Source organism: Alicyclobacillus hesperidum (assembly GCF_900107035.1).
Lineage (GTDB): Bacteria > Bacillota > Bacilli > Alicyclobacillales > Alicyclobacillaceae > Alicyclobacillus > Alicyclobacillus hesperidum.
This window is the reverse complement of record NZ_FNOJ01000004.1, coordinates 1-18,589: the sequence shown is the minus strand read 5'-3', so window position 1 is coordinate 18,589 and position 18,589 is coordinate 1. Positions and strand designations below refer to the sequence as shown.

General features: G+C 53.1%; 18 protein-coding genes, 2 rRNA genes and 1 riboswitch. Of the genes, 7 read left to right on the top strand and 13 right to left on the bottom strand.

Features of this window, described 5'->3' with window-relative positions:
* Nucleotides 1-41: 41 nt before the first annotated feature.
* The 7 genes from ylqF to BLU70_RS03785 form a co-directional block, all read right to left on the bottom strand.
* Complete coding sequence (gene ylqF / locus BLU70_RS03810; protein WP_006447079.1) at nt 42-947, bottom strand: ribosome biogenesis GTPase YlqF; 906 nt, start codon at nt 945-947, stop codon at nt 42-44.
* 103 nt (nt 948-1,050) lie between these two features.
* Nucleotides 1,051-1,395: a 50S ribosomal protein L19 gene (rplS, locus tag BLU70_RS03805; protein WP_040289522.1), complete on the bottom strand. Its 345-nt coding sequence runs from the start codon at nt 1,393-1,395 to the stop codon at nt 1,051-1,053.
* Nucleotides 1,396-1,649: 254 nt separating this feature from the next.
* Nucleotides 1,650-1,784 (bottom strand): hypothetical protein, encoded by a 135-nt coding sequence (locus BLU70_RS14870; RefSeq protein WP_272942623.1) that lies wholly within the window; start codon nt 1,782-1,784, stop codon nt 1,650-1,652.
* 56 nt (nt 1,785-1,840) lie between these two features.
* Nucleotides 1,841-1,977, bottom strand: a riboswitch (cyclic di-AMP (ydaO/yuaA leader).
* A 34-nt stretch (nt 1,978-2,011) separates the two neighbouring features.
* A complete protein-coding gene (locus BLU70_RS03800; RefSeq protein ID WP_244885108.1) occupies nt 2,012-2,797 on the bottom strand; it encodes a hypothetical protein in 786 nt (261 codons plus the stop codon).
* On the bottom strand, nt 2,794-4,461 hold the full coding sequence (locus BLU70_RS03795; protein WP_074692192.1) for a hypothetical protein: 1,668 nt from the start codon (nt 4,459-4,461) through the stop codon (nt 2,794-2,796). Before BLU70_RS03795 ends, BLU70_RS03800 begins: the two co-directional genes overlap by 4 nt.
* Nucleotides 4,454-5,719: an O-antigen ligase family protein gene (locus BLU70_RS03790; RefSeq protein ID WP_040289523.1), complete on the bottom strand. Its 1,266-nt coding sequence runs from the start codon at nt 5,717-5,719 to the stop codon at nt 4,454-4,456. The genes BLU70_RS03795 and BLU70_RS03790 overlap by 8 nt, the downstream gene beginning before the upstream one ends.
* Nucleotides 5,720-6,252: 533 nt before the next feature.
* Entirely contained in the window at nt 6,253-7,290 is a 1,038-nt protein-coding gene (locus BLU70_RS03785; protein WP_083341141.1) for a M23 family metallopeptidase, read from the bottom strand.
* A gap of 84 nt (nt 7,291-7,374) precedes the next feature.
* Here BLU70_RS03785 and BLU70_RS03780 point away from each other — a divergent pair, with 84 nt between their 5' ends.
* Nucleotides 7,375-7,776 (top strand): acyl-CoA thioesterase, encoded by a 402-nt coding sequence (locus BLU70_RS03780; RefSeq protein ID WP_040289524.1) that lies wholly within the window; start codon nt 7,375-7,377, stop codon nt 7,774-7,776.
* Between the two features lie 2 nt (nt 7,777-7,778).
* Here BLU70_RS03780 and BLU70_RS03775 read toward each other — a convergent pair whose 3' ends face one another.
* Together BLU70_RS03775 and BLU70_RS03770 are read right to left on the bottom strand one after the other, a co-directional pair.
* Nucleotides 7,779-8,708 (bottom strand): RluA family pseudouridine synthase, encoded by a 930-nt coding sequence (locus BLU70_RS03775; RefSeq protein ID WP_006447086.1) that lies wholly within the window; start codon nt 8,706-8,708, stop codon nt 7,779-7,781.
* An 86-nt stretch (nt 8,709-8,794) separates the two neighbouring features.
* On the bottom strand, nt 8,795-9,505 hold the full coding sequence (locus BLU70_RS03770) for a glycosyltransferase family 2 protein (RefSeq protein WP_074692188.1): 711 nt from the start codon (nt 9,503-9,505) through the stop codon (nt 8,795-8,797).
* Between the two features lie 184 nt (nt 9,506-9,689).
* On the opposite strand from BLU70_RS03770, the gene wecB reads away from it, so the two are divergent.
* Genes wecB through BLU70_RS03755 form a run of 3 tightly spaced genes read left to right on the top strand, consistent with a single transcriptional unit; the run spans nt 9,690 to nt 12,596 of the window.
* The gene (gene wecB / locus BLU70_RS03765) at nt 9,690-10,781 is read left to right on the top strand and encodes a non-hydrolyzing UDP-N-acetylglucosamine 2-epimerase (protein ID WP_074692184.1); all 1,092 of its coding nucleotides are present in this window, start codon (nt 9,690-9,692) and stop codon (nt 10,779-10,781) included.
* Nucleotides 10,774-11,763, top strand: coding sequence for a polysaccharide biosynthesis protein (locus BLU70_RS03760; RefSeq protein ID WP_074692181.1), 990 nt, complete (start codon nt 10,774-10,776; stop codon nt 11,761-11,763). Before wecB ends, BLU70_RS03760 begins: the two co-directional genes overlap by 8 nt.
* The gene (locus BLU70_RS03755; protein ID WP_074692178.1) at nt 11,760-12,596 is read left to right on the top strand and encodes a dTDP-4-dehydrorhamnose reductase family protein; all 837 of its coding nucleotides are present in this window, start codon (nt 11,760-11,762) and stop codon (nt 12,594-12,596) included. The genes BLU70_RS03760 and BLU70_RS03755 overlap by 4 nt, the downstream gene beginning before the upstream one ends.
* Nucleotides 12,597-12,600: 4 nt before the next feature.
* On the opposite strand, the gene BLU70_RS03750 is transcribed toward BLU70_RS03755, so the two are convergent.
* Nucleotides 12,601-13,728, bottom strand: coding sequence for a glycosyltransferase (locus tag BLU70_RS03750; RefSeq protein WP_074692173.1), 1,128 nt, complete (start codon nt 13,726-13,728; stop codon nt 12,601-12,603).
* A gap of 236 nt (nt 13,729-13,964) precedes the next feature.
* On the opposite strand from BLU70_RS03750, the gene BLU70_RS03745 reads away from it, so the two are divergent.
* From BLU70_RS03745 to BLU70_RS03735, 3 genes are all read left to right on the top strand, one after another.
* A complete protein-coding gene (locus tag BLU70_RS03745; protein WP_074692170.1) occupies nt 13,965-14,366 on the top strand; it encodes a hypothetical protein in 402 nt (133 codons plus the stop codon).
* A 31-nt stretch (nt 14,367-14,397) separates the two neighbouring features.
* Nucleotides 14,398-14,616, top strand: coding sequence for a hypothetical protein (locus BLU70_RS03740; RefSeq protein ID WP_074692166.1), 219 nt, complete (start codon nt 14,398-14,400; stop codon nt 14,614-14,616).
* A gap of 208 nt (nt 14,617-14,824) precedes the next feature.
* The gene (locus BLU70_RS03735) at nt 14,825-15,916 is read left to right on the top strand and encodes a glycosyltransferase family 2 protein (protein WP_074692161.1); all 1,092 of its coding nucleotides are present in this window, start codon (nt 14,825-14,827) and stop codon (nt 15,914-15,916) included.
* On the opposite strand, the gene pabB is transcribed toward BLU70_RS03735, so the two are convergent.
* From pabB to BLU70_RS03720, 3 genes are all read right to left on the bottom strand, one after another.
* Nucleotides 15,858-17,690 carry an aminodeoxychorismate synthase component I gene (gene pabB / locus BLU70_RS03730; protein WP_143027476.1) on the bottom strand — a complete coding sequence of 611 codons (1,833 nt, stop codon included), beginning with the start codon at nt 17,688-17,690 and terminating at the stop codon, nt 15,858-15,860. The genes BLU70_RS03735 and pabB overlap by 59 nt on opposite strands.
* 154 nt (nt 17,691-17,844) lie before the next feature.
* Nucleotides 17,845-17,961 (bottom strand): 5S ribosomal RNA (gene rrf / locus BLU70_RS03725).
* Between the two features lie 342 nt (nt 17,962-18,303).
* A 23S ribosomal RNA gene (locus BLU70_RS03720) occupies nt 18,304-18,589 on the bottom strand; the annotation flags it as partial.

Below are 18,589 nucleotides of genomic sequence, written 5' to 3'. Positions count from 1 at the left end.
CACATGCAAACGCCAGACAAACTTAGGAGATGTTATTTTCTCTATCGCAATGCGGTTCGATCATCTTCAATTGATTGAGGCCACTCAAATGTCATATGCCCAAGCACACCATCTTGTACTTCCTTGATAACCATCTTTGCCACCCGTTCTTCGTCAACCACCCCACCACGGCCCAACATGCCGCGCTTGCGCCCAATCTCCTCTATCATATCCGCAATCTGCGGCCACACGGTCGGCAAATCTGTCCACTCGACAACAGGAATATGCGACAAGCCGTATCGCTGTATTAAAAGGTCCGGGTAATGTTGACTCGCGAAACACAGGAAGAAAGCAAGGCCCTCTTCCATATCGTAGATTTGGTCCTTAACCGCCCCGCTGATCGCCAAACGCAATCCTTGTTCAGGCGTTTCAATTTTCGGCCATAATACACCGGGTGTATCGAGCAACTCAATATCGCCCATCCGAACCCATTGTTCCGTGCGTGTCACGCCAGGCTTGTTTCCTGTCTTTGCGACGGATCGCTTGGCAAATTGATTAATAAACGAAGATTTCCCGACGTTAGGGATCCCAACAACCATAGCACGCACGACGGAGCGTTGCAGACCCTTCTCCATAGCGCGTTGAATCTTCGCTGCGGCAAGCTTACGCAAACCATCCCGAACTTGCGAGAAACCGTTACCGTTGGTCGTATTGACGGGAACGGCCAAGATATCGTCAGATGCGAACGCAGCCAGCCAGGCGTGTGTAGCTCGTGGATCAGCCAGATCCTCGCGCGTCATTACCACAAGTCGTGGCTTCTTGGACGACAGATCTTGCAACGCGGGATTGCGGCTGGAAAGCGGGAGACGAGCATCCACCAGTTCTATGACAACATCCACCTGTCGAACTCGATCCTCCATGATTCGCCTAGCCTTCGCCATATGACCGGGGTACCATTGTACAGGCACGGATCTCCCTCCCTATATGTAATATGTTAGGTTTTACGTTTAGCATGTCCAACCGAAACCGATACAAAAAGGGCGCAGAGGCAAACCCTCCGCGCCCAGTTGCTTACCGCCGAACTTCTTTGATGCGCGCCGCCTTCCCGGACAATCCGCGCAAATAATGCAGCTTTGCGCGTCGCACTTTGCCTTGGCGAACCACTTCAATCTTCTCGATCTTCGGCGAATGCAATGGGAATGTGCGCTCCACGCCAACACCGTACGAAATTTTACGCACAGTATACGTGGCGCTAATCCCACTGCCGCGTCGACGAATGACGACGCCTTCGAACACCTGAATGCGTTCACGTTGACCTTCTCGGACCTTCACGTGTACGCGAACAGTGTCACCAGGGCGAAACTCTGGAATATCAGAGCGAATCTGGTCTTCCACCACTGAACGTAGCAAGTTCATGGCCAGACCTCCTTCCCACAAGTGTTCATGTCCACACACGCGACAGAGGACCACTGTAATTACCCGCGCTATTATACCGTATCATTTGCGATAAAGCCAACCTATCGCCAAAAATTTTTGTGCAAAGTCTGCATATAAGGAATGATCCGCGTCCAGACATACCTCTGGCATCGCGAATTCAAACCGTCAGGAAACTTCAACTCAAATAAAAAGCGCCACGGGTCGCCCCGCAGCGCTACAGACATCAATCAACGTTAACGTAGGGTTTGCTTTTCCGTATCGCCGCTTTGCACGTTACGGACTCTGCCTTCCTTGCGCCCCAGATGTTTTAGCGCAAGTTGAATCTCCATATCGCGGACATACTGCGGCAATTCTGGCTTTACGACCATCTCGACCAGCTCCTTGACTGAATTTGATCCTCAGCCAAGTTCCTTTTGGAACACGCTTGATCTTCCTACAACGCTTACGGAGTTAGCTGACGGGTTCGGGTGTAGGATACCCTACGAGATCTAAGAATCTCGATTCACCCCACTTACCATGGGTCCTCCGCTTCCCAAAAACGGAACTCAGCGATAGGTCATGCAAGCATTGTACGCCACATCACCGAATTTGGCAACTATTCAACACCATGTTCCAATTGACCAACCAGGGATGAAGGTATTTGAACTTGCGCTAATTGCGCATTGTCAATATCCGAAAAAATGGTGGACGTCTGAATTGACAAGGAACCAACAGCGTCGACGACGTTGACCGACTGGGTTTGGACCTGCCGGATGTACCCACTCGATTCACCCACATAGAAGATGTACTCAACCGGACTGCTGTGACTAGCAATGGACGGGATCGAAGTGCCTGGCGTCTGCTGCAGAAAGGTAGGTAGACCGGCAACGCCATTAGGCACGATCACGCGGTAGACATCACAATACTCATCCACGACGTAAGTCCTATCCATTTGCGCCAATTGAAGATGGTCTTGCATGGCCTTATCAATAATATCAGCATACCCCTGATAAGCATCCAGATTTGCAACCGGTTCCGTTTTCGACCAAACGGTGCCATCTTGTTGATAGGCGACCTGCCCCTGTTGATACAACCCAATATTAAAGTTGTTTTCATGCACCTGAATATTGGCCATATTGGGCATTTGAAGAGTTCCGTACTCCGTAAAACTGGTCTTCAAGTTCGCGTTCTGTATCGTTACCGTCGTCAGCAACTTGTACTCTTGTGCTTGCTCACTCTTGTGCAGCGCCGCGACAAGTGGTGCAAAAGAGACGTCAGGTTTCACGATGGTTGTCGCCGTTCCGGAAGCGATGGATGCCTTTTGAACCCCGGGTGCACAACCGACCAGAAGCGCAACACAGAAAACAACCGTACCTGTCAGCGTTGCCAACTTGCCTCTCACCGGCGTTCCCCCTCCTTGCGCCGCGAAGGTCTGTACAACCATCCGCCTATGAATATCAGTGCCAACACAACACATGAAAGTGGTAATAGTGGCCAGTTTGTACGAGCGATGACCAAGTAGTCACCCGTTCCGTAAATATCCAGCGCGAGCGCATCGGGAGCTGACGAAGACAAACGAAGCGGTGTCACGTTCACAACATTCGTACGGAACACCCGCCAGTCGCGCACAAGTTGTCCGTGCCCATTCCCATCCGGAACGAAACGATACGCCGAGAAATAGCGAATGGGAGAATTCCGTATCATCGATGGATCGTTAGTGACAATCTCCGGCGCTCCTTTTCCATTTGAAAGCACCGTTTCGAACCGGAACGTCGGACTCGTCGCGGTGTACACGCGTTGCCACTGCCCGTTTGCCCGCACCGTCAAGATGTACGCCGGCGAGGCATTCACAAAAATCGCATCCCGACCACCACTCGTGATCGGCCCAATTTTGATGTCGTTCGGCACTGGGCTGCCAATCGTTCCACGATACGTCGCGACAACCTTTCCAGTTTGCAAATCGACGATATGCAGTGCATTGTTACCAACAAGCAACACCTGATCCGATTGGGTGCTTGTAAAGTGTCCAATCCCTACGACACTGCTTGCCTTGACCGGGATCGAAATCGGACGTCCGGCATCCGTGCCTAGCAATTGATCATTCTGCACATACACGCCTGTGCGATGCGGTGTAACGCCCAACTGCGCGAGACAATCATTCCAATTCGCCGTCTCCGCGGCTGCCGCTTGATTTGCGATGGCTTGGAACGAAGCCGGATACGCGGCCGGGTCAAGTGCAGCCTGCACGGCTTCAGAATCCGTTAGATAAGGGGTCAAATATTCATAAATACGACCATGACTCACGTACCAATTGGCCTTTTCGTAGGGGAAAAAGGCCCGAACAAGATCCATTGGATTCACTTCCGCCAAATCAGCAGGTGTCGGATTGACCTTTTGTAGCTTCCCGTTCACGTCCTTAAGCTCAATGATCTGGTACTCACCATCCGCCGTCTGCAAAACGTTGAACAACGCATCTGGCGAATCAGTGGCCGCAAGAGCCATCTGTTCCAATTCGGTCGAAGACGGGACATAACCGTCGATGGTGATAATTGCGTCACCACCGTTTGTCGGAACGATAGCCATAGGAGCTTCCGGTGAGTTTTGCGCCTGCAAATTCACATGCGAATCATCAAGCACCCGAAAGTGCGGCAAAAACGCCCAATCGTTGAGCGGCAACACGATTTGCGACAGAACGACCGCGATGCCGCCAAGTAGCGAAGCCCACGGACGTGTCTTGCCAAACCAAACGGCAATGATCCACAAACCGACGATCATGACAACGGTGACTGCGATCAACTTCGCTGTGCTTCCAAACGAAAGCGTCGCAAATCCTTGTGCTAGCATCAGAACAAACAACGTGTATGATACCCACGATCGACGCAGCGATCTGTCGATTGTGGAGAGCCAAACGACACCGATGGCAGCGACCAAGAGTACACCGTACATCGCAAGGTCATCCACGAGTGGACGCAATACCCATACGTAAATGGCATTGACAAACAATGCCCAAAAGACAAACCAGATCCAACGAACGATAGTCGCAGGAATCGATTTCGACTTATTCATGCTTCTCCTCCTGTCGTTCTAGGGTACGGCCCCATAAGAGGAGCAAACTCAGCATGAGGAAGTAATTCAAGAAGTTCGGCGCATACTCAAACACGTTTTCTACGACATCGTGGACTAACAGCGCTGTTACACCGATCAGTCCACCAAGCGCGAGATATCGATCCCGCCCAGTGGCCTTGCGTACTGTCTTGTTGATCACCTCGACGACGATACGGACGTGCATCGCCAAGAACAACACCAATCCTACGAGCCCCGATTCACCGAGAATCTTTGCGTAGTAGTTATCCGAATAGATCGAAAAGCCGTGATCGGAAGCAACTGCACCACCATAGCGGCCGAGACCGACGCCGAATAAGGGATTTCCTGACATTTGATCAAACGCCGTTTGCCAGCGAATTAAGCGACCGCCCTGTGACGACTTGATGTAATAGACAGGCGAAAACAAGTCCATGATGCGATGATGAATAGGCGGCAAAAAGAAACCAATCACGCCTAGTACGACGATCACGATGAGCAATCGGCGCTCGTAGGCGACGGCCACCAACACCAATGCAATACCAAGTCCCATCCAAGCGCCACGCGTGTAGGTGAGCAATAGTGTGAGCAAGCAGCAGACTCCACCTATCGCATACACAATGCGCCGCGCCCGACTCCGATCTCCTAGACAAAGCCCGAAGATAATGGGTGTCATCATTTCCATGTACGCACCGAGCTCGTTCGGCGATTTGAGAACGGAAAAAACGCGTGTGCGAACATGTTCACCCACATCCACCCAGCCTGGAGGAATAGGTGGAGCCAGCACATACTGGACAACGCCATGAATGCCAATCAATATGGCTACGGTTGCAGCCGCGTATAAATACTTCTTCGCGTCTTGCGGGTCGATGACAAACGGCATGAGCAGGCCAAACAACATATAGTAGACATCGGCCCGAAAGCCATCGAAGGCGACACCAGGACTGCCAAGCCCCGCAAAAAACAAGGCAACCAAATACAGGATATACCATCCTGCATATTTGGACCAACCGAATGCCGGTGGACGATGCCCACGCAATACACGGTTCAATGCCACGATAGCGAGTAGCAGAAGTACCACCTTGTCCCAAATCGACCCAATTGGATGAATGAATGAAAGCCGCAACGTGTAATCGACAATTGGAAACGCAACAAGCAGGTATGTACACCATTTGGCAATGCGTGCACCAAACGGTTGGGAAGATTGACCATCTTCCGCAGCCAGGTAGACCTGGTCTAACATGAACTTCAACTCCCACCTCAACATAGGTTGTCCACTGTCGTCCAGTACCACTGGAACCGGAGCCTACTTCGCCCGTTCGAGCATCGTTTGATACCTAGTCCGCAAGCGTGGCGAACCTAGGATTCCTGACGAACCCTAACAAGAACCTTTTTTCGTCACACAGGCAACCTTTACGTAGCCGCTCCCAAGACACGTTTCAAAAGACGGCCTGAAAGGCTCATAAGTTCTCTTTCAATGTTATGGAAAGATACCACGAACCGTTGGGAGGTACGACTTTCGCCGCGGACGCAGGGGGCGAGATCGGGCCTAACGGTCATCGACAATCGTGCAGTCTTGGGCTCTGTTTTTATCACCCCAAGGTAGGAGCTTATTGACGTAAAGAAAACGGGTACAGGGGCGACTCGATTTGGCGCGAGCTCACGCTGTACCCGTTCCATCTGTCAAGTCGTGCTCTCCATTCGACTGTCCATCGAATACAATACCACATTCAACGAAAATTCGGGACTGCTGTCGAACGGAAACGACGCAATGGTTCAACTTTTGCGTTCTAAGACTGTTTCGCGCGTCACGTGCTGTTTCTGCCGTTCCCATTGGCTTAAGTACCCCGAGGGACTGAAAGCCCACTCGTGCAGACCAGTGTCTTTATAAATACCGAAGTGTAGATGAGGTGGGAATTTTCCTGAAGTCCCAGGCGGTCCGTAACCACTGCTACCGACATAGCCAATTACCTGTCCTGGTCGCACCAGATCGCCTTGATGCAGACCTTTCTGGAACGAAGATAGATGCGCATAGTAGTAGTACATGTTGTTCGCATCGCGAATTCCGATTCGCCACCCTCCGAAGCGATTCCATCCCATCAACTCGACGTAACCATAGCTGCAAGCGAGCACAGGGGTGCCATAGCTGGCAAAGATATCGACACCCTCGTGAATACGCCGGCCACCATAGCTACGCCCTGCTCCGAATGTATGTTTGACGGTGTAATTGTACCGCTTATCTATCGGAAAGCAGGAGCCTGTCGGGCTCAGGCCGAACGTTCGAAAAAGCCGGGCAAAACCGTCGATGCGATCCATGGCCACAGGATCCTGAAATAAGTTCCAGATCGCAATCTCTTCGTCTTCGCCCGACTCCATATCCAACCAATGGGCTAAAGCTTTAATCCGATCCGCTGGATCGAATGGCAACGCCAGCATGTCGCCATTTGCATCCTGACCCAAGCCGCCAAACAGTTGGATCTCGGGTGCAAACATATCGTCTGCATTCGGATTGGCAATGCCGGCCCAAGCCGCTGGATAAAATGAAAAACCATAGTATGGCGCTTCCTGTTTGGCAGTTTTCGTCTTGGTTAGCTCAGCATACCGATCGATAGCCGCAAGTACGGCCCAATCCACGTCGTACTCGGACCCATACAACTTGTACAAAGGATACAACGATGACTGTGGATGGCTGCGCTCAGCCGCCCATGCCGTAGCCGGCCAACAACCACTTGCCAGCACCATGCCCACCACGAGCGATTGCCATATTCCCGCGCGGGCACGCATGATAGAATGGAGTTGAAGCAATCTGACCACTCCTTGTCGGCGTCTGATATGCTTACACTCTCCCAGCCCGTTACAATGTATGCTGACAATCTGGCTAAATGGGGTTCAATGCAGATGGGAATCACACAAATCACAATCACAGTTCGATGCACCGAAATCGACGTGAATGGACATGTCAATAACGCTAAGTTTGTGGAGTACTACGAGTGGGGACGAGAAGATTGGTACGAGCAGCATCAGTTGCCGTACGAAACGCTCTCCAACATGGGTTTCATCACTGTGGTAGCGCGAGCCGAGATCGATTATCGACAACCCGCGCACCAAAATGAGCAACTCCTGGTCACCACTTGGCTCAGCGACGTTGGACGCACCAGTTTCCGCATGCGACAACGCATCACCGGCACAAATGGGTATTTGGTCAGTGAAGCGCAATTTGTCATCGTGACCGTCGATCCAACAACTCGTCGTCCCGTTCCGGTGCCCGATGCTATCTCCAAACACCGCAGTTCATCGTAGCCTCAAGGTGTGTGCAAACGCGTCAGGTCGTAGCCCAAGCTCTCGAGCTTGCGCTTAAAACGCTGTGGAATGGGAGCAGTCAGGTCGAGCTGGTTGGCCAATCGCAAATGCACGGCGTGCAAAAAGAACGGTTCGCCACGAGTCGGGCGCGCGCCGTACTTAAGATCGCCAACGAGCGGATGCCCAATGTGCGCCAAGTGCGCCCGAATTTGGTGTGTGCGGCCGGTTTCGAGTCGCACTTGCAACCATGACGTGCCTCGGCTGACGTCAAGAGGCTCGTAATATGTCGCACTGCGTTTTCCGCCGTCGTTCGCGATCCGGGTGACCTGGCCGTCGCGCGTCAAAGCGGCTTCGACGAATCCTGGTTGGCGCACTTCACCTTCGACAAGAGCCCAGTACTCCTTGATGACGTCCCCACTTTGAAATGCCTGCGACCATCGCTTAGCTGCACGCGAGGTTTTGGCAAACACAATGAGACCACTCGTGTTGCGATCGAGCCTATGTACTGGTGCAGGATGAAATGCCTCTCCTGCCCGTACAGGCCTGTTGGCGTAGACATACGCCTCGACGCGGGCCTGCAAGGTCGAGGCGTATTCTCCCTCCGCGGGGTGAACGAGCACGCCCACAGGCTTATTCACCACAAGGATGTCGGCATCCTCGTGCACGACTTCGATATCTCGACTCACTCCGGCATACTTGGGCCTCTTCGGTCGAGTTAAGTTCGCAAAGTCATCCTCTGCCATATACAAATGAACGACATCGCCCTCCACGAGGACGGTCTCCTGTTTGGCGCGCTTGCCATTGACCTTGACGCGGCCTGTGCGAATACATTTATATATTCCTGAAAGCGGCATACCAGGAAGTAACAAACGCAACCATTTATGAACGGGTTTCCCGTCATCCACTGGTCCGATTTGCATTTCGACCACCATTGTCCCCCCCATGGACTATCCAATAAACCAGTATCCTAGCACACGGCGGCTGATTAGGCGAATCCTACCCTGCTGTCATGATTCGCTTACCAGACCTCTCCGCGGGCCAAGCGTCGTGTCGTCTGTCCGTCATGCAATCGATAGTAATAGAGCACGTCTGGCATGTTGTCGACGATCGCGCCGCGCGTGACATACCTCGCGATGAAGTCAAAATCCGACGCTGCACCAAGCGCCCTTGTCCACCCTCCGATGGCGTCAAAGGTTGTTCCCCGCAATAGAATCGTTCCATCGCAAACACAGTGCAACCCTCGTGCATAGGCGTCGCGAATTTCCTCGCGTCCAAAGCGCAGCCACCCTGAGTAGGCTAGCGTTGACGTGGCAAGACTTTCCCCAGCGAAGGTCGCATAGTTCGTACCCACCATATCGACGTCTGGATTTGCTCGCATGTATGCGACCTGCCGTTCAATGCGGATGGTAGCTGAAATGTCGTCAGCAGCCTGACATGCGATAAATTCTCCACGTGCTAAAAATAATCCACACGTTGCACTTCCCGCTTGTTTAACGTTGCGTGGCAACCGTAAATACACAAATGCTTCGGAGGGCAAGTGCTGCCGGTGCATGGCCTTCCACTTTGCCACCCACCTCGGGCAATCGTCGGTCGAGCAATCATCTACCACAATGATTTCGATGTGACGGTAGGTTTGCGCAAGGATGCTGTTCAAACTCGCTTCAAGATAGGGCAAGGCGTTATATACAGGAATCACAACGCTGACTAAACCAGGTATTCGCTGATCCATAGATACACCCCCACTTTTCATCTTCCAAAGTACGCCAGTCAGGTACGCACCGCAAAGGCAGTTGTCCGCACAGTCCGTAGACGATGAGTCCAACAAATGTTTTACGGTGTGGAAAGCCCTGGCACCCCTAGAAATCCAGCATATCCCTTGTAGGGAATATGTTTCTTTACGAAGGGGGAAGCCCATGAAAATTCTCACCTTGTGTGGCACAAGACCGGAAATTATTCGACTCAGCCTGATCATACGGAGCCTTGATGAAACGCTTCACGACCATGTACTCGTGTATAGCGGGCAAAATCATCACCGGTTACTGTCCGGCATTTTCTTTGAGCAGCTTGGCCTTCGACGTCCCGACGTCTCGCTCGGTGCTCATACGGGAACAGTCGGCAGTCAGCTAGGACGCATGTTCAGTGCGTTTGAAGCAGTCCTTCAGACTCATCGACCAGACGCCGTTCTCGTCCTTGGGGATACAAACACCGCATTGTGCGCCATCGTCGCTGAACGTGTTGGCATCCCCGTTTATCACATGGAAGCCGGGAACCGCTGCTACGACCGAAGCGTTCCGGAGGAAATCAACCGGCGTGCCATCGACGCGGTCGCGTCATTCAACTTGCCTTACACCGCTATGAGCCGTGACAACCTGTTGCGCGAAGGTATCGCGCCGCACCGGATCTGGATTTCTGGCAATCCGATTTATGAAGTGCTACAGGCGTATGGCTCACAGATAGACAAAAGCGAAGTCCTGGACCGATATGGACTACATCCGCGCCGTTATATCGTCGTCACCGTGCACAGGGCGGAGAATGTCGATCGCGTTGACCGGTTGCAGGCTATCGTCAATGCGTTGCAACGTGTCGCGAAACGTTTCGATGTGCCGCTGGTGATTAGCCTTCACCCTCGTACTCGCGACCGCCTGCAGCACTTTCACATTCCGCTTGCAGATCCGCGCTTTATTGTGATCGACCCGCTCGGGCTGTTTGACTTTGTGCAGTTACAAAAACAAGCGTGGTGCGTGATAACGGACAGCGGCACGGTCCAAGAAGAATGCTGCATCCTGCACGTACCCGCCGTGACCATTCGCCGCAGTACGGAACGCCCGGAAACCGTCCTCTGCGGCAGCAACGTCGTCGCCGGCCACGATCCAGAACACATCGCTAGCTGTGTGGAGCAGATGGCGAATTCGCCTCGGGATTGGGCTTGCCCCGAAGGATATTGCGATTCCAGGGTCTCTCGAAAAGTGGTTCAGTGGTTGACAGGAGGACTGAGCGATGTTTGAAGGACAAACCGTCGTCATCACTGGAGGTACCGGTTCATGGGGAAAACAACTGACCCGTACCCTATTACGCTATCGCCCGCAAACAATCCGCATCCTTTCTCGCAACGAGTTTTCGCAAGTGGAGATGGAACGTGCATTTGCAGACACGGGCCGCCTCCAGTTTTTCATTGGCGATGTTCGCGATCTCGATGCAGTCCGCAAGGTTTGTTCGGGTGCGGATTACGTGTTTCACTTAGCGGCACTCAAACACGTCCCTGTCTGCGAACGGCACCCGCGCGAGGCGATGAAGACCAACATTCTCGGCACGCAAAACATCATTCAAGCAAGCATCGAATGCGGCGTGAAGAAGGTCATTGACGTCTCAACGGACAAAGCTGTCGAGCCTATTAACATGTATGGCATTACGAAGGCACTCGGCGAAAAACTGATCCTGCAAGCCAACGCGGAAAGCCAACACACGCGGTTTGTCTGCATCCGCGGTGGCAACGTCCTCGGTAGCCACGGTAGCGTGGTGCCACTGTTCATCCGTCAGCTACAAAATGGCCATCCCATCACCCTAACGTCGCGCGCGATGACTCGTTTTTTTCTCACCATCGAAGACGCCATTGACCTCCTCATCCACGCCGCGACGATGTCGTTAGGAGGAGAAACATTTGTCATGCGCATGCCATCCTGCCGCATGCTCGATCTCGCCAGCGTGATCGCAGACTATTACGGTCAAAACAGTCCTGCCATTAAAGAAATTGGCATTCGGCCAGGCGAGAAATTGCACGAGGTGCTTGTCTCTCGTCAAGAAGCGCCTCGCACATACAGATTGGACGATCGCTACTTCGTCGTGCTGCCGATGGATCCAAACACCGATCTCGTCGACAGATATGGCCGCCTCGATCCGCTTGCACTTGCGAGCTATGAGTCCAATATGCAACTACTACCCGAAAATAACATTCGCGCACTCTTAGAGCGAGGGGGATTCTTAGCGTGAAGATTCTTATTTTTGGCGTCGGCGGCATGGCTGGGCATATGATCTATGAATACTTCCAAAGGCACGCTGTACACGACACCTTTGGAACGGTCTTGCATACGTGTCCGCAGTTTGCAAACCCTGTGACAAACCACATCATACGCTTGGATGTACGAGATACCCAACGTGTCCAAACGCTCATTGCCGTCATCCGCCCAGATGTCGTCATCAATGCGGTCGGGATACTTCCGGCTGTCGCGAACCGTGAGGTCGCGACGGCCATTCGCGTCAATGCTCTGTTCCCACACGAACTCGTCGAGATTTGCAACGAATACGATTGTCGGCTCATTCATATCAGTACCGACTGCGTGTTTGACGGCGCAACGGGCATGTACGCGGAACGCGATCTGCCAAACGCATACACCGTTTACGGACGGACCAAAGCGTTAGGGGAGATCATGGCCGGGCCGCACCTTACCATCCGTACCTCCATCGTTGGGCCCGAGCAAAAGAACGAAGGAACCGGCTTACTTGCCTGGTTCTTGCGACAACAAGGAACGGTATCTGGCTTTTGCAACGTATTTTGGAACGGCGTGACCACACTGCAACTCGCAAAAACCATCAACTGGGCCTTGACACGCCCGATTTCAGGGCTTGTCCATTTAACCGGGCCGCACCCAATTTCAAAATATGACTTGTTGTGTATGTTTCAGAAGACTTGGTATCAAGCCGGCCGCGAGATCGTAGCCGTGGAAGAGCCCAGAATCAATCGAACACTACGAAATACACGCGCTGATTTTCGTCCCGATGTGCCTTCCTATGCCGAGATGATTGACGATCTCGCTCATTGGTAGATGCTTAACGGGTGGGTCCGACTCCCACCCGCTCATACAACGCGAGCAGCGGTTCACATACCTTCTCAATGGCAAATCGCTGTGCAACCCATCGTCGGCAAGTATCACCGAGGGCAGGTAAGACTTCTCGCATCGCAGTCACTTGGCTCATGGTGCGGGTGAGGACAGAGCGTGTAACAGGCAGAACGGCATCGTGATCGCCAAAATACATATTCCAAGCCAGATCAAACGTCTTCGGCTCGACGAGGCCAACAAAGCCGTGCGATCCCACCGCAACGACCGGCTTACCTGCAGCCATCGCCTCAAGTGCGACCCGACCTGTCCCTACCACAGCATTTGCAACATTGTAGACACAATTCATGTTATCCGATCCGCCGAGCACGTGAACCCATGGCATACGTCTCCGACCGTTCCACTTGGCCACAAATTGCTCTAACTCCGCTCGCTGGGCACCGTTACCCACGATCAGAGCATGCGCGTCCTGATATGCCTTGTGCACCCCTGTAGCGGAAAGGACGAATGTCTTCGCGATTTTCGCCTTCTCCCATGCTATACGCCCTGTATACAACCAGACAAATGCCTCGTTCCAAAGGCCTAGTCTGGTCCGCAGGGAGACTTCGTCAACGGGATGGAATTCATTCAGATCCACCCCGTTGGGAATTACCACAGATTGATATCCCCAATTTCGAAGCTGTGTTTCGAGTGGTGGGCTGACCGCAATCACACCAGAAGCGCCTCGCAGAACAATGTGTAGTTTGTCTGGATCTTCGTAGGTACCATGCACGGTATACAAAAACGGCACCCCGTGTTCTTGTGCAGCAGCCAATGCCACAAGGCCCGTTGGCAGTTGGTGTGCGTGGACGAGGTCAATTTGTTGCGTAATCATCACGTCGCGTAAGATGGCCAACGTCTCTTGCCGATAGCTATCCGTTAGTGCAGTCAACGTGGACCATGCAGGCTTCGGTAAACGCACGTTCGGGATTTGAAGATCTCGAACACGCGTCAGTAACGGACCATCTGCAGCAGCAACCAAGACATTCACATGCTTGCGCAAAAGTGTCTTTGCAATGGATAACACATGTGTTTCCGTACCACCAAGGTTCCACTCATCCAGAACCATGAGGACGCGCATGCGCAATGCCCCCTCCCTGTGGTTCAAAATCGACGTCTAAATCCCTTCGTACCATTATTTGTATGATGAGACGTAGATTTCGTGTGAGGCAGACATCTGGTTCGAGGAAACACAGACTTTGATGTTGAACACAACCATTCACATTATCCAATTTTTATATAAATAGTTATTTATACGTGGAATATGCATGTACACATCCATACAACTGGTACAAACCCGCAGAAAGGATGATGGACATGGCACAACTTCGGTTGCCTGGCCAAACGGCCGCTGACCGCGCGCAGGTTCTGATTCAAGCGGTCGAGGAAGCGTTGACCGACGTTACACAAACGTTGACTCAAAGCGGTCTAACGACTGCTACGTCGACGCTGACCAACACGCTCAACAGCGTATTGACCTCTCTTGAAAATTTGCTTGCCAGCCTGACAAGCTCATTGTCAAACACCTCGTCGCGACCGACGACCGTAACAGGCGTCTTGCAAAAACTGCTGGACCAGCGAGTAACGATCACGACACCCTTCGACACATTGACCGGCACACTGTCCTCGCTGCAGTCAGATTATGCCACATTGGTAGAGCCGTCTGGCAGTCTGGTACTGATTCCACTCAACCGGATCCAATCCGTACAGCAAGCCTGAATGGAGTTTGTTACGCGAGGAGGGGATTTGTATGAACTTGCAACCGACACTGGCAAATACACTGAATCAACTGTTGGGGCAAACCATTGAAATTGCCATAGGTAACAACCTGATTGAAGCAGTGGTCAGCTTTGCTGGAAATGAAATTCTCGCTGTGGTCGAGTTGGGGACTGGCGGATATGGATATGGCACCAACAATCTGACGACCTACGTTGCACGGTCTGCCGTTGACTTTATCCGCATCTTGTAACAGATAGCGCCGGGCGGCCACCGCCCCCGGCGCTATCGGCGATAGGGGTGAACTTATGTGCCGAGTCATCGTTTTCACATCCGCATCCTGCCCGGCGTGGCGCTCTACGATGCACTCCTTACTGCGCCATGGTTGGCGGTACGAAGACATCTCACTCGTGAGGACAGATGAAATGGGAGATGCAGGACCAGCGGCTCAGAGGTTAGGTATGAGCACGTGGTCACGCGAAGATTTGTACAAAGCCATCCATGACAACGCCATGTATGTGTTCCTATGTGCCGGTGAGCAGCTTACAGAGGCGGCAATTGTACAAGAGTTTGCATATAAGGAGTACGCTGTCTTGACGATTGCTAGCGGCAATGGTCTAGATAGACGCGTGCTCGCGATGCGAGGGTACATCCTTGCCAACCACTGGAAACGAGTGGCTCACCTGTTACGCGTCGATCCTGTGTCCGCGCTTTACGCGTGGTCTGAGCTAGCTCCCGAGGACGAGACGTACACGCTTGACCGAAACATTGTCCGATCTCCACGCGCCAATCAACTTCTTCAGACCTATCGCGCTCAACTGTCAGGGCGTCCAAACGAACTTGATACAAGCTGTCCAACTGTCGCGATCGCGCTTGTCAACTACAACATGCACCGACACCTCGCCTTGGGTTTGGCCTCCATTGAGGCACAAATCGACGACCTACACGAGATTTGGCTGATTGACGACGGATCAACCGACGGCTCCCAAGATCTCCTGCATGACTTTGCGAAACGCGTACCTAGGGTATCGCTGGTCACACTCCCGCACAACGTAGGCAAAGCTCGCGCTGCAAATGTCGCCATGGAACAGATCAAGGCGGACTTTCTTCTCGAAATGGACGCGGACGACTGGCTCGATCCGCACGCCGTGCAGATCATTCGCCATCAGCTATTGACGTTGGACGATGACATCGACTTGCTATACGGAAATATGCGCAATTGGCGAATCGATGCGCGCGGAAGCTATCGGTTGACGGGCTTGCAAAAAGGTGAACCCGTACGCACAATGCAACAACTCGCAACGTATCGATTGCCTCTGGGACCGCGCGTGTATCGCACCTCGACATTACAAGTTGTAGGCGGATTCCCAATCCTTTCGTTTGCCGACGGACGTCTATATGAAGATGTTGCACTCATCCGAGAGCTCATGCGAGTCGGGCGGATCGAATATCGAGACTTTACCGTGTACAATCGCTTGCTTCATCGCGAAAGTATCACCCATCAGCACGTGAAGCTTTGGCCTCTATTTGCGGAATCGTACTTGACCCAGTAAGTTCGACTGGCACCCATCCCCGTACGCTATTGATCCACCAAAGACGGTCGACCATGGCGATTTCGGAGATATGCAGAACGCGTTCCACAACGCGTCCTTCCTGTAACAAATATGCACGCAATGTACCTGGCAATAGCCCGCATGAAACTGGGGGCGTATAAAGGCCTCCTTCCCACTCGTAGACTAGGTTTGCAATCGTGAACTCTGTAACCTCCCCAGCCTCATTGAACATGATGGCATCGAATCGGTCGCCCAAATGCGCACGAATCGCGTCATACCACTCGCGGCGGGTGGTCTTGTGATATAACCAACATTCGGCTGATGAGACGGGCATGTGGGCCAACACAACTGGCTTCACGACGTTGGATAACGCGTCGGCCGGATTCCAGGCGCATGGCTCCAATGGCTTCCGGCCCATCTCAACCTCTACATCTCCAGACCTCGCCAACGTCATGCGCACTCGCCATGCACCTGTCGGATGTCGCAGCGCGCAATCGGAAAGAGCCTGCTCTACCTTGGCGCGATCGCACGGGATTTGAAAGTATTCCGCAGACGCGAATAAGCGTCGAAGATGGTATGTGTATAGCGCATATTCTCCGGACTCAAGGCGCAAGGTTTCAAGTAAAGCGAACTCCTGCTCAGCATCCTTTAACACCTGTGCCTTGGCGTGGAGTTCGTCGTACTCATCCCTTGCTTGTGAATCCCATGTGATGCCACCCCCTGTCCCGTAGGTGGCTATGCCCCTCGCGCGATCAAGTTCCACAGTCCGAATGGCTACATTGAACACAGCGCGATCCTGTGGCAGCAAAAGTCCAATGCTTCCGCAGTAGATGCCGCGCGGCTCGGCCTCTAGCTCTGCGATTTGAGACATGGTGCTGATTTTAGGCGCACCTGTGATGGAGCCACATGGAAATAAGGCCTCAAAGATACCAACGAGATCAACATCATCACGTAACTCGGCGACGACGGTCGAGGTCATTTGTAACACAGATGGATATGTCTCGACCTCAAAGAGTGCTGGTACACGCACACTAGCTGGTACAGCGATGCGGCCGATGTCATTGCGAAGTAAATCGACGATCATCACATTCTCGGCGCAGTCTTTCTCCGAGTTGCGCAGCCGCTTTGCAAGCTCGGCGTCGTCGCTAAGCGTAAGTCCGCGCTTGATCGTTCCCTTCATCGGACGTGTTGTAATACGACAGCCGTCACGAGCAAAAAAGAGTTCCGGTGAGATGGACAGGATGGACCAATCATCGCTGCGTATGTAAGCCGCGTATGGCGCCCGTTGGGCCAATCGCAGCGTCTCATAGAATGCGAAGTCATCGCCGGTAAACGAAGCCTTGAGGCGAACCGTATAGTTCACCTGGTAGGTATCACCGGCAGCAATGGCCTGGCGTATTCGGCACACGGCCTCACTATAGCTCTCAGGCGATGTCTGCAAACTCCACGTTCCGACTTGATAAGCGCCTGCTCCTATGTGCGCCGCTAAGGCCGTGGAATCTGCGGCGTGATCGAAAACAGCGAACCATGCGAATGGAAGCGTCGGCTTCACAGGGGTGCGGACTCGGTATGCGGGATCGAACACGGGAGCCGCCTCGTAAGTTACAAAGCCTGCTGCGTAGTACCCTTCCTTGGCTGCGGCTTCTACCTCGCGCAAGATTCTAGGTACATCTCCCTCGCAGGTCGCCGTATGAATGCTTATGGGATTCGTAAATACAAGGCGTTTTGGCGGATGGACGTCGATTGAAAAATCGAACACCAAAAGCGGATTCAAACGATGGACTTCTCCCTTCAACTTAGGTCTACACTCACCGTTGCCTTCCACACGTCGTCTTACCGGCACATGTGCCGGGCGGGTGGCTGTTGGCGAGGGACTATCTATATAGCAAAACAGAGCCAGGCCACTTCGCCTGACTCTGTTCTCTCTTGCCTGGCAACGACCTACCTTCCCAGTCCCTCTCGAGACAAGTATTCTCGGCGCTGGAGGTCTTCACGTCCGTGTTCGGGATGGGTACGGGTGTTTCCCCTCCGCTATGGTCACCAGACTAGTCCGCTTCGTTGGTTCCTCGCTCACACGGCTTCGGCCTTCGGCCTGCAGATGTGTTCGCTCGGACCCAACTTCGCTTCAGATGGTGTTTCACGCAACCCTTGCGCTGTGTTCGTTTGTCCTGGCGCTCACGTGGCTTTGGCTCTCGCCTGCCGGTGTGCTTGCTCGAACCAAACTGCGCTTCAGATGATGTTTCACGCAACCCTTGTGCGGTGTTCGTTTGTTCTGGCGCTCACGTGGCTTTGGCTTTCGCCTGCAGATGTGTTCGCTCAGACCAAACTGCGCTTCGGGTTGTCTACTGCTATGTACCTTTGCTTCTGCTATGAAATGACCTTGCTTGCGGGTGAAGCCCTCGACCGATTCGTATCTGTCCGCTCCACGTATCACTACGCTTCCACGCCAGACCGATCTACCTTGTCTTCTTCAAGGGGTCTTACTCTGTTGTCCAGATGGGATACGTTATCTTGAGGCGGGCTTCGCGCTTAGATGCTTTCAGCGCTTATCCCTTCCCGACTTGGCTACCCAGCGGTGCTCCTGGCGGAACAACTGGTACACCAGCGGTCGGTTCATCCCGGTCCTCTCGTACTAAGGACGAACCCTCTCACGTATCCTGCGCCCGCGGCAGA

Coding starts and splice junctions, on each gene's coding strand:
- rplS (WP_040289522.1), bottom strand. CDS start 1,395: ATGAACTTGCTACGTTCAGTGGTGGAAGACCAGATTCGCTCTGATATT.
- BLU70_RS14870 (WP_272942623.1), bottom strand. CDS start 1,784: ATGGTCGTAAAGCCAGAATTGCCGCAGTATGTCCGCGATATGGAGATT.
- BLU70_RS03795 (WP_074692192.1), bottom strand. CDS start 4,461: ATGAATAAGTCGAAATCGATTCCTGCGACTATCGTTCGTTGGATCTGG.
- BLU70_RS03790 (WP_040289523.1), bottom strand. CDS start 5,719: ATGTTAGACCAGGTCTACCTGGCTGCGGAAGATGGTCAATCTTCCCAA.
- BLU70_RS03780 (WP_040289524.1), top strand. CDS start 7,375: ATGGGAATCACACAAATCACAATCACAGTTCGATGCACCGAAATCGAC.
- BLU70_RS03775 (WP_006447086.1), bottom strand. CDS start 8,708: ATGGTGGTCGAAATGCAAATCGGACCAGTGGATGACGGGAAACCCGTT.
- BLU70_RS03770 (WP_074692188.1), bottom strand. CDS start 9,505: ATGGATCAGCGAATACCTGGTTTAGTCAGCGTTGTGATTCCTGTATAT.
- wecB (WP_074692184.1), top strand. CDS start 9,690: ATGAAAATTCTCACCTTGTGTGGCACAAGACCGGAAATTATTCGACTC.
- BLU70_RS03760 (WP_074692181.1), top strand. CDS start 10,774: ATGTTTGAAGGACAAACCGTCGTCATCACTGGAGGTACCGGTTCATGG.
- BLU70_RS03750 (WP_074692173.1), bottom strand. CDS start 13,728: ATGCGCGTCCTCATGGTTCTGGATGAGTGGAACCTTGGTGGTACGGAA.
- BLU70_RS03745 (WP_074692170.1), top strand. CDS start 13,965: ATGGCACAACTTCGGTTGCCTGGCCAAACGGCCGCTGACCGCGCGCAG.
- BLU70_RS03740 (WP_074692166.1), top strand. CDS start 14,398: ATGAACTTGCAACCGACACTGGCAAATACACTGAATCAACTGTTGGGG.
- BLU70_RS03735 (WP_074692161.1), top strand. CDS start 14,825: ATGAGCACGTGGTCACGCGAAGATTTGTACAAAGCCATCCATGACAAC.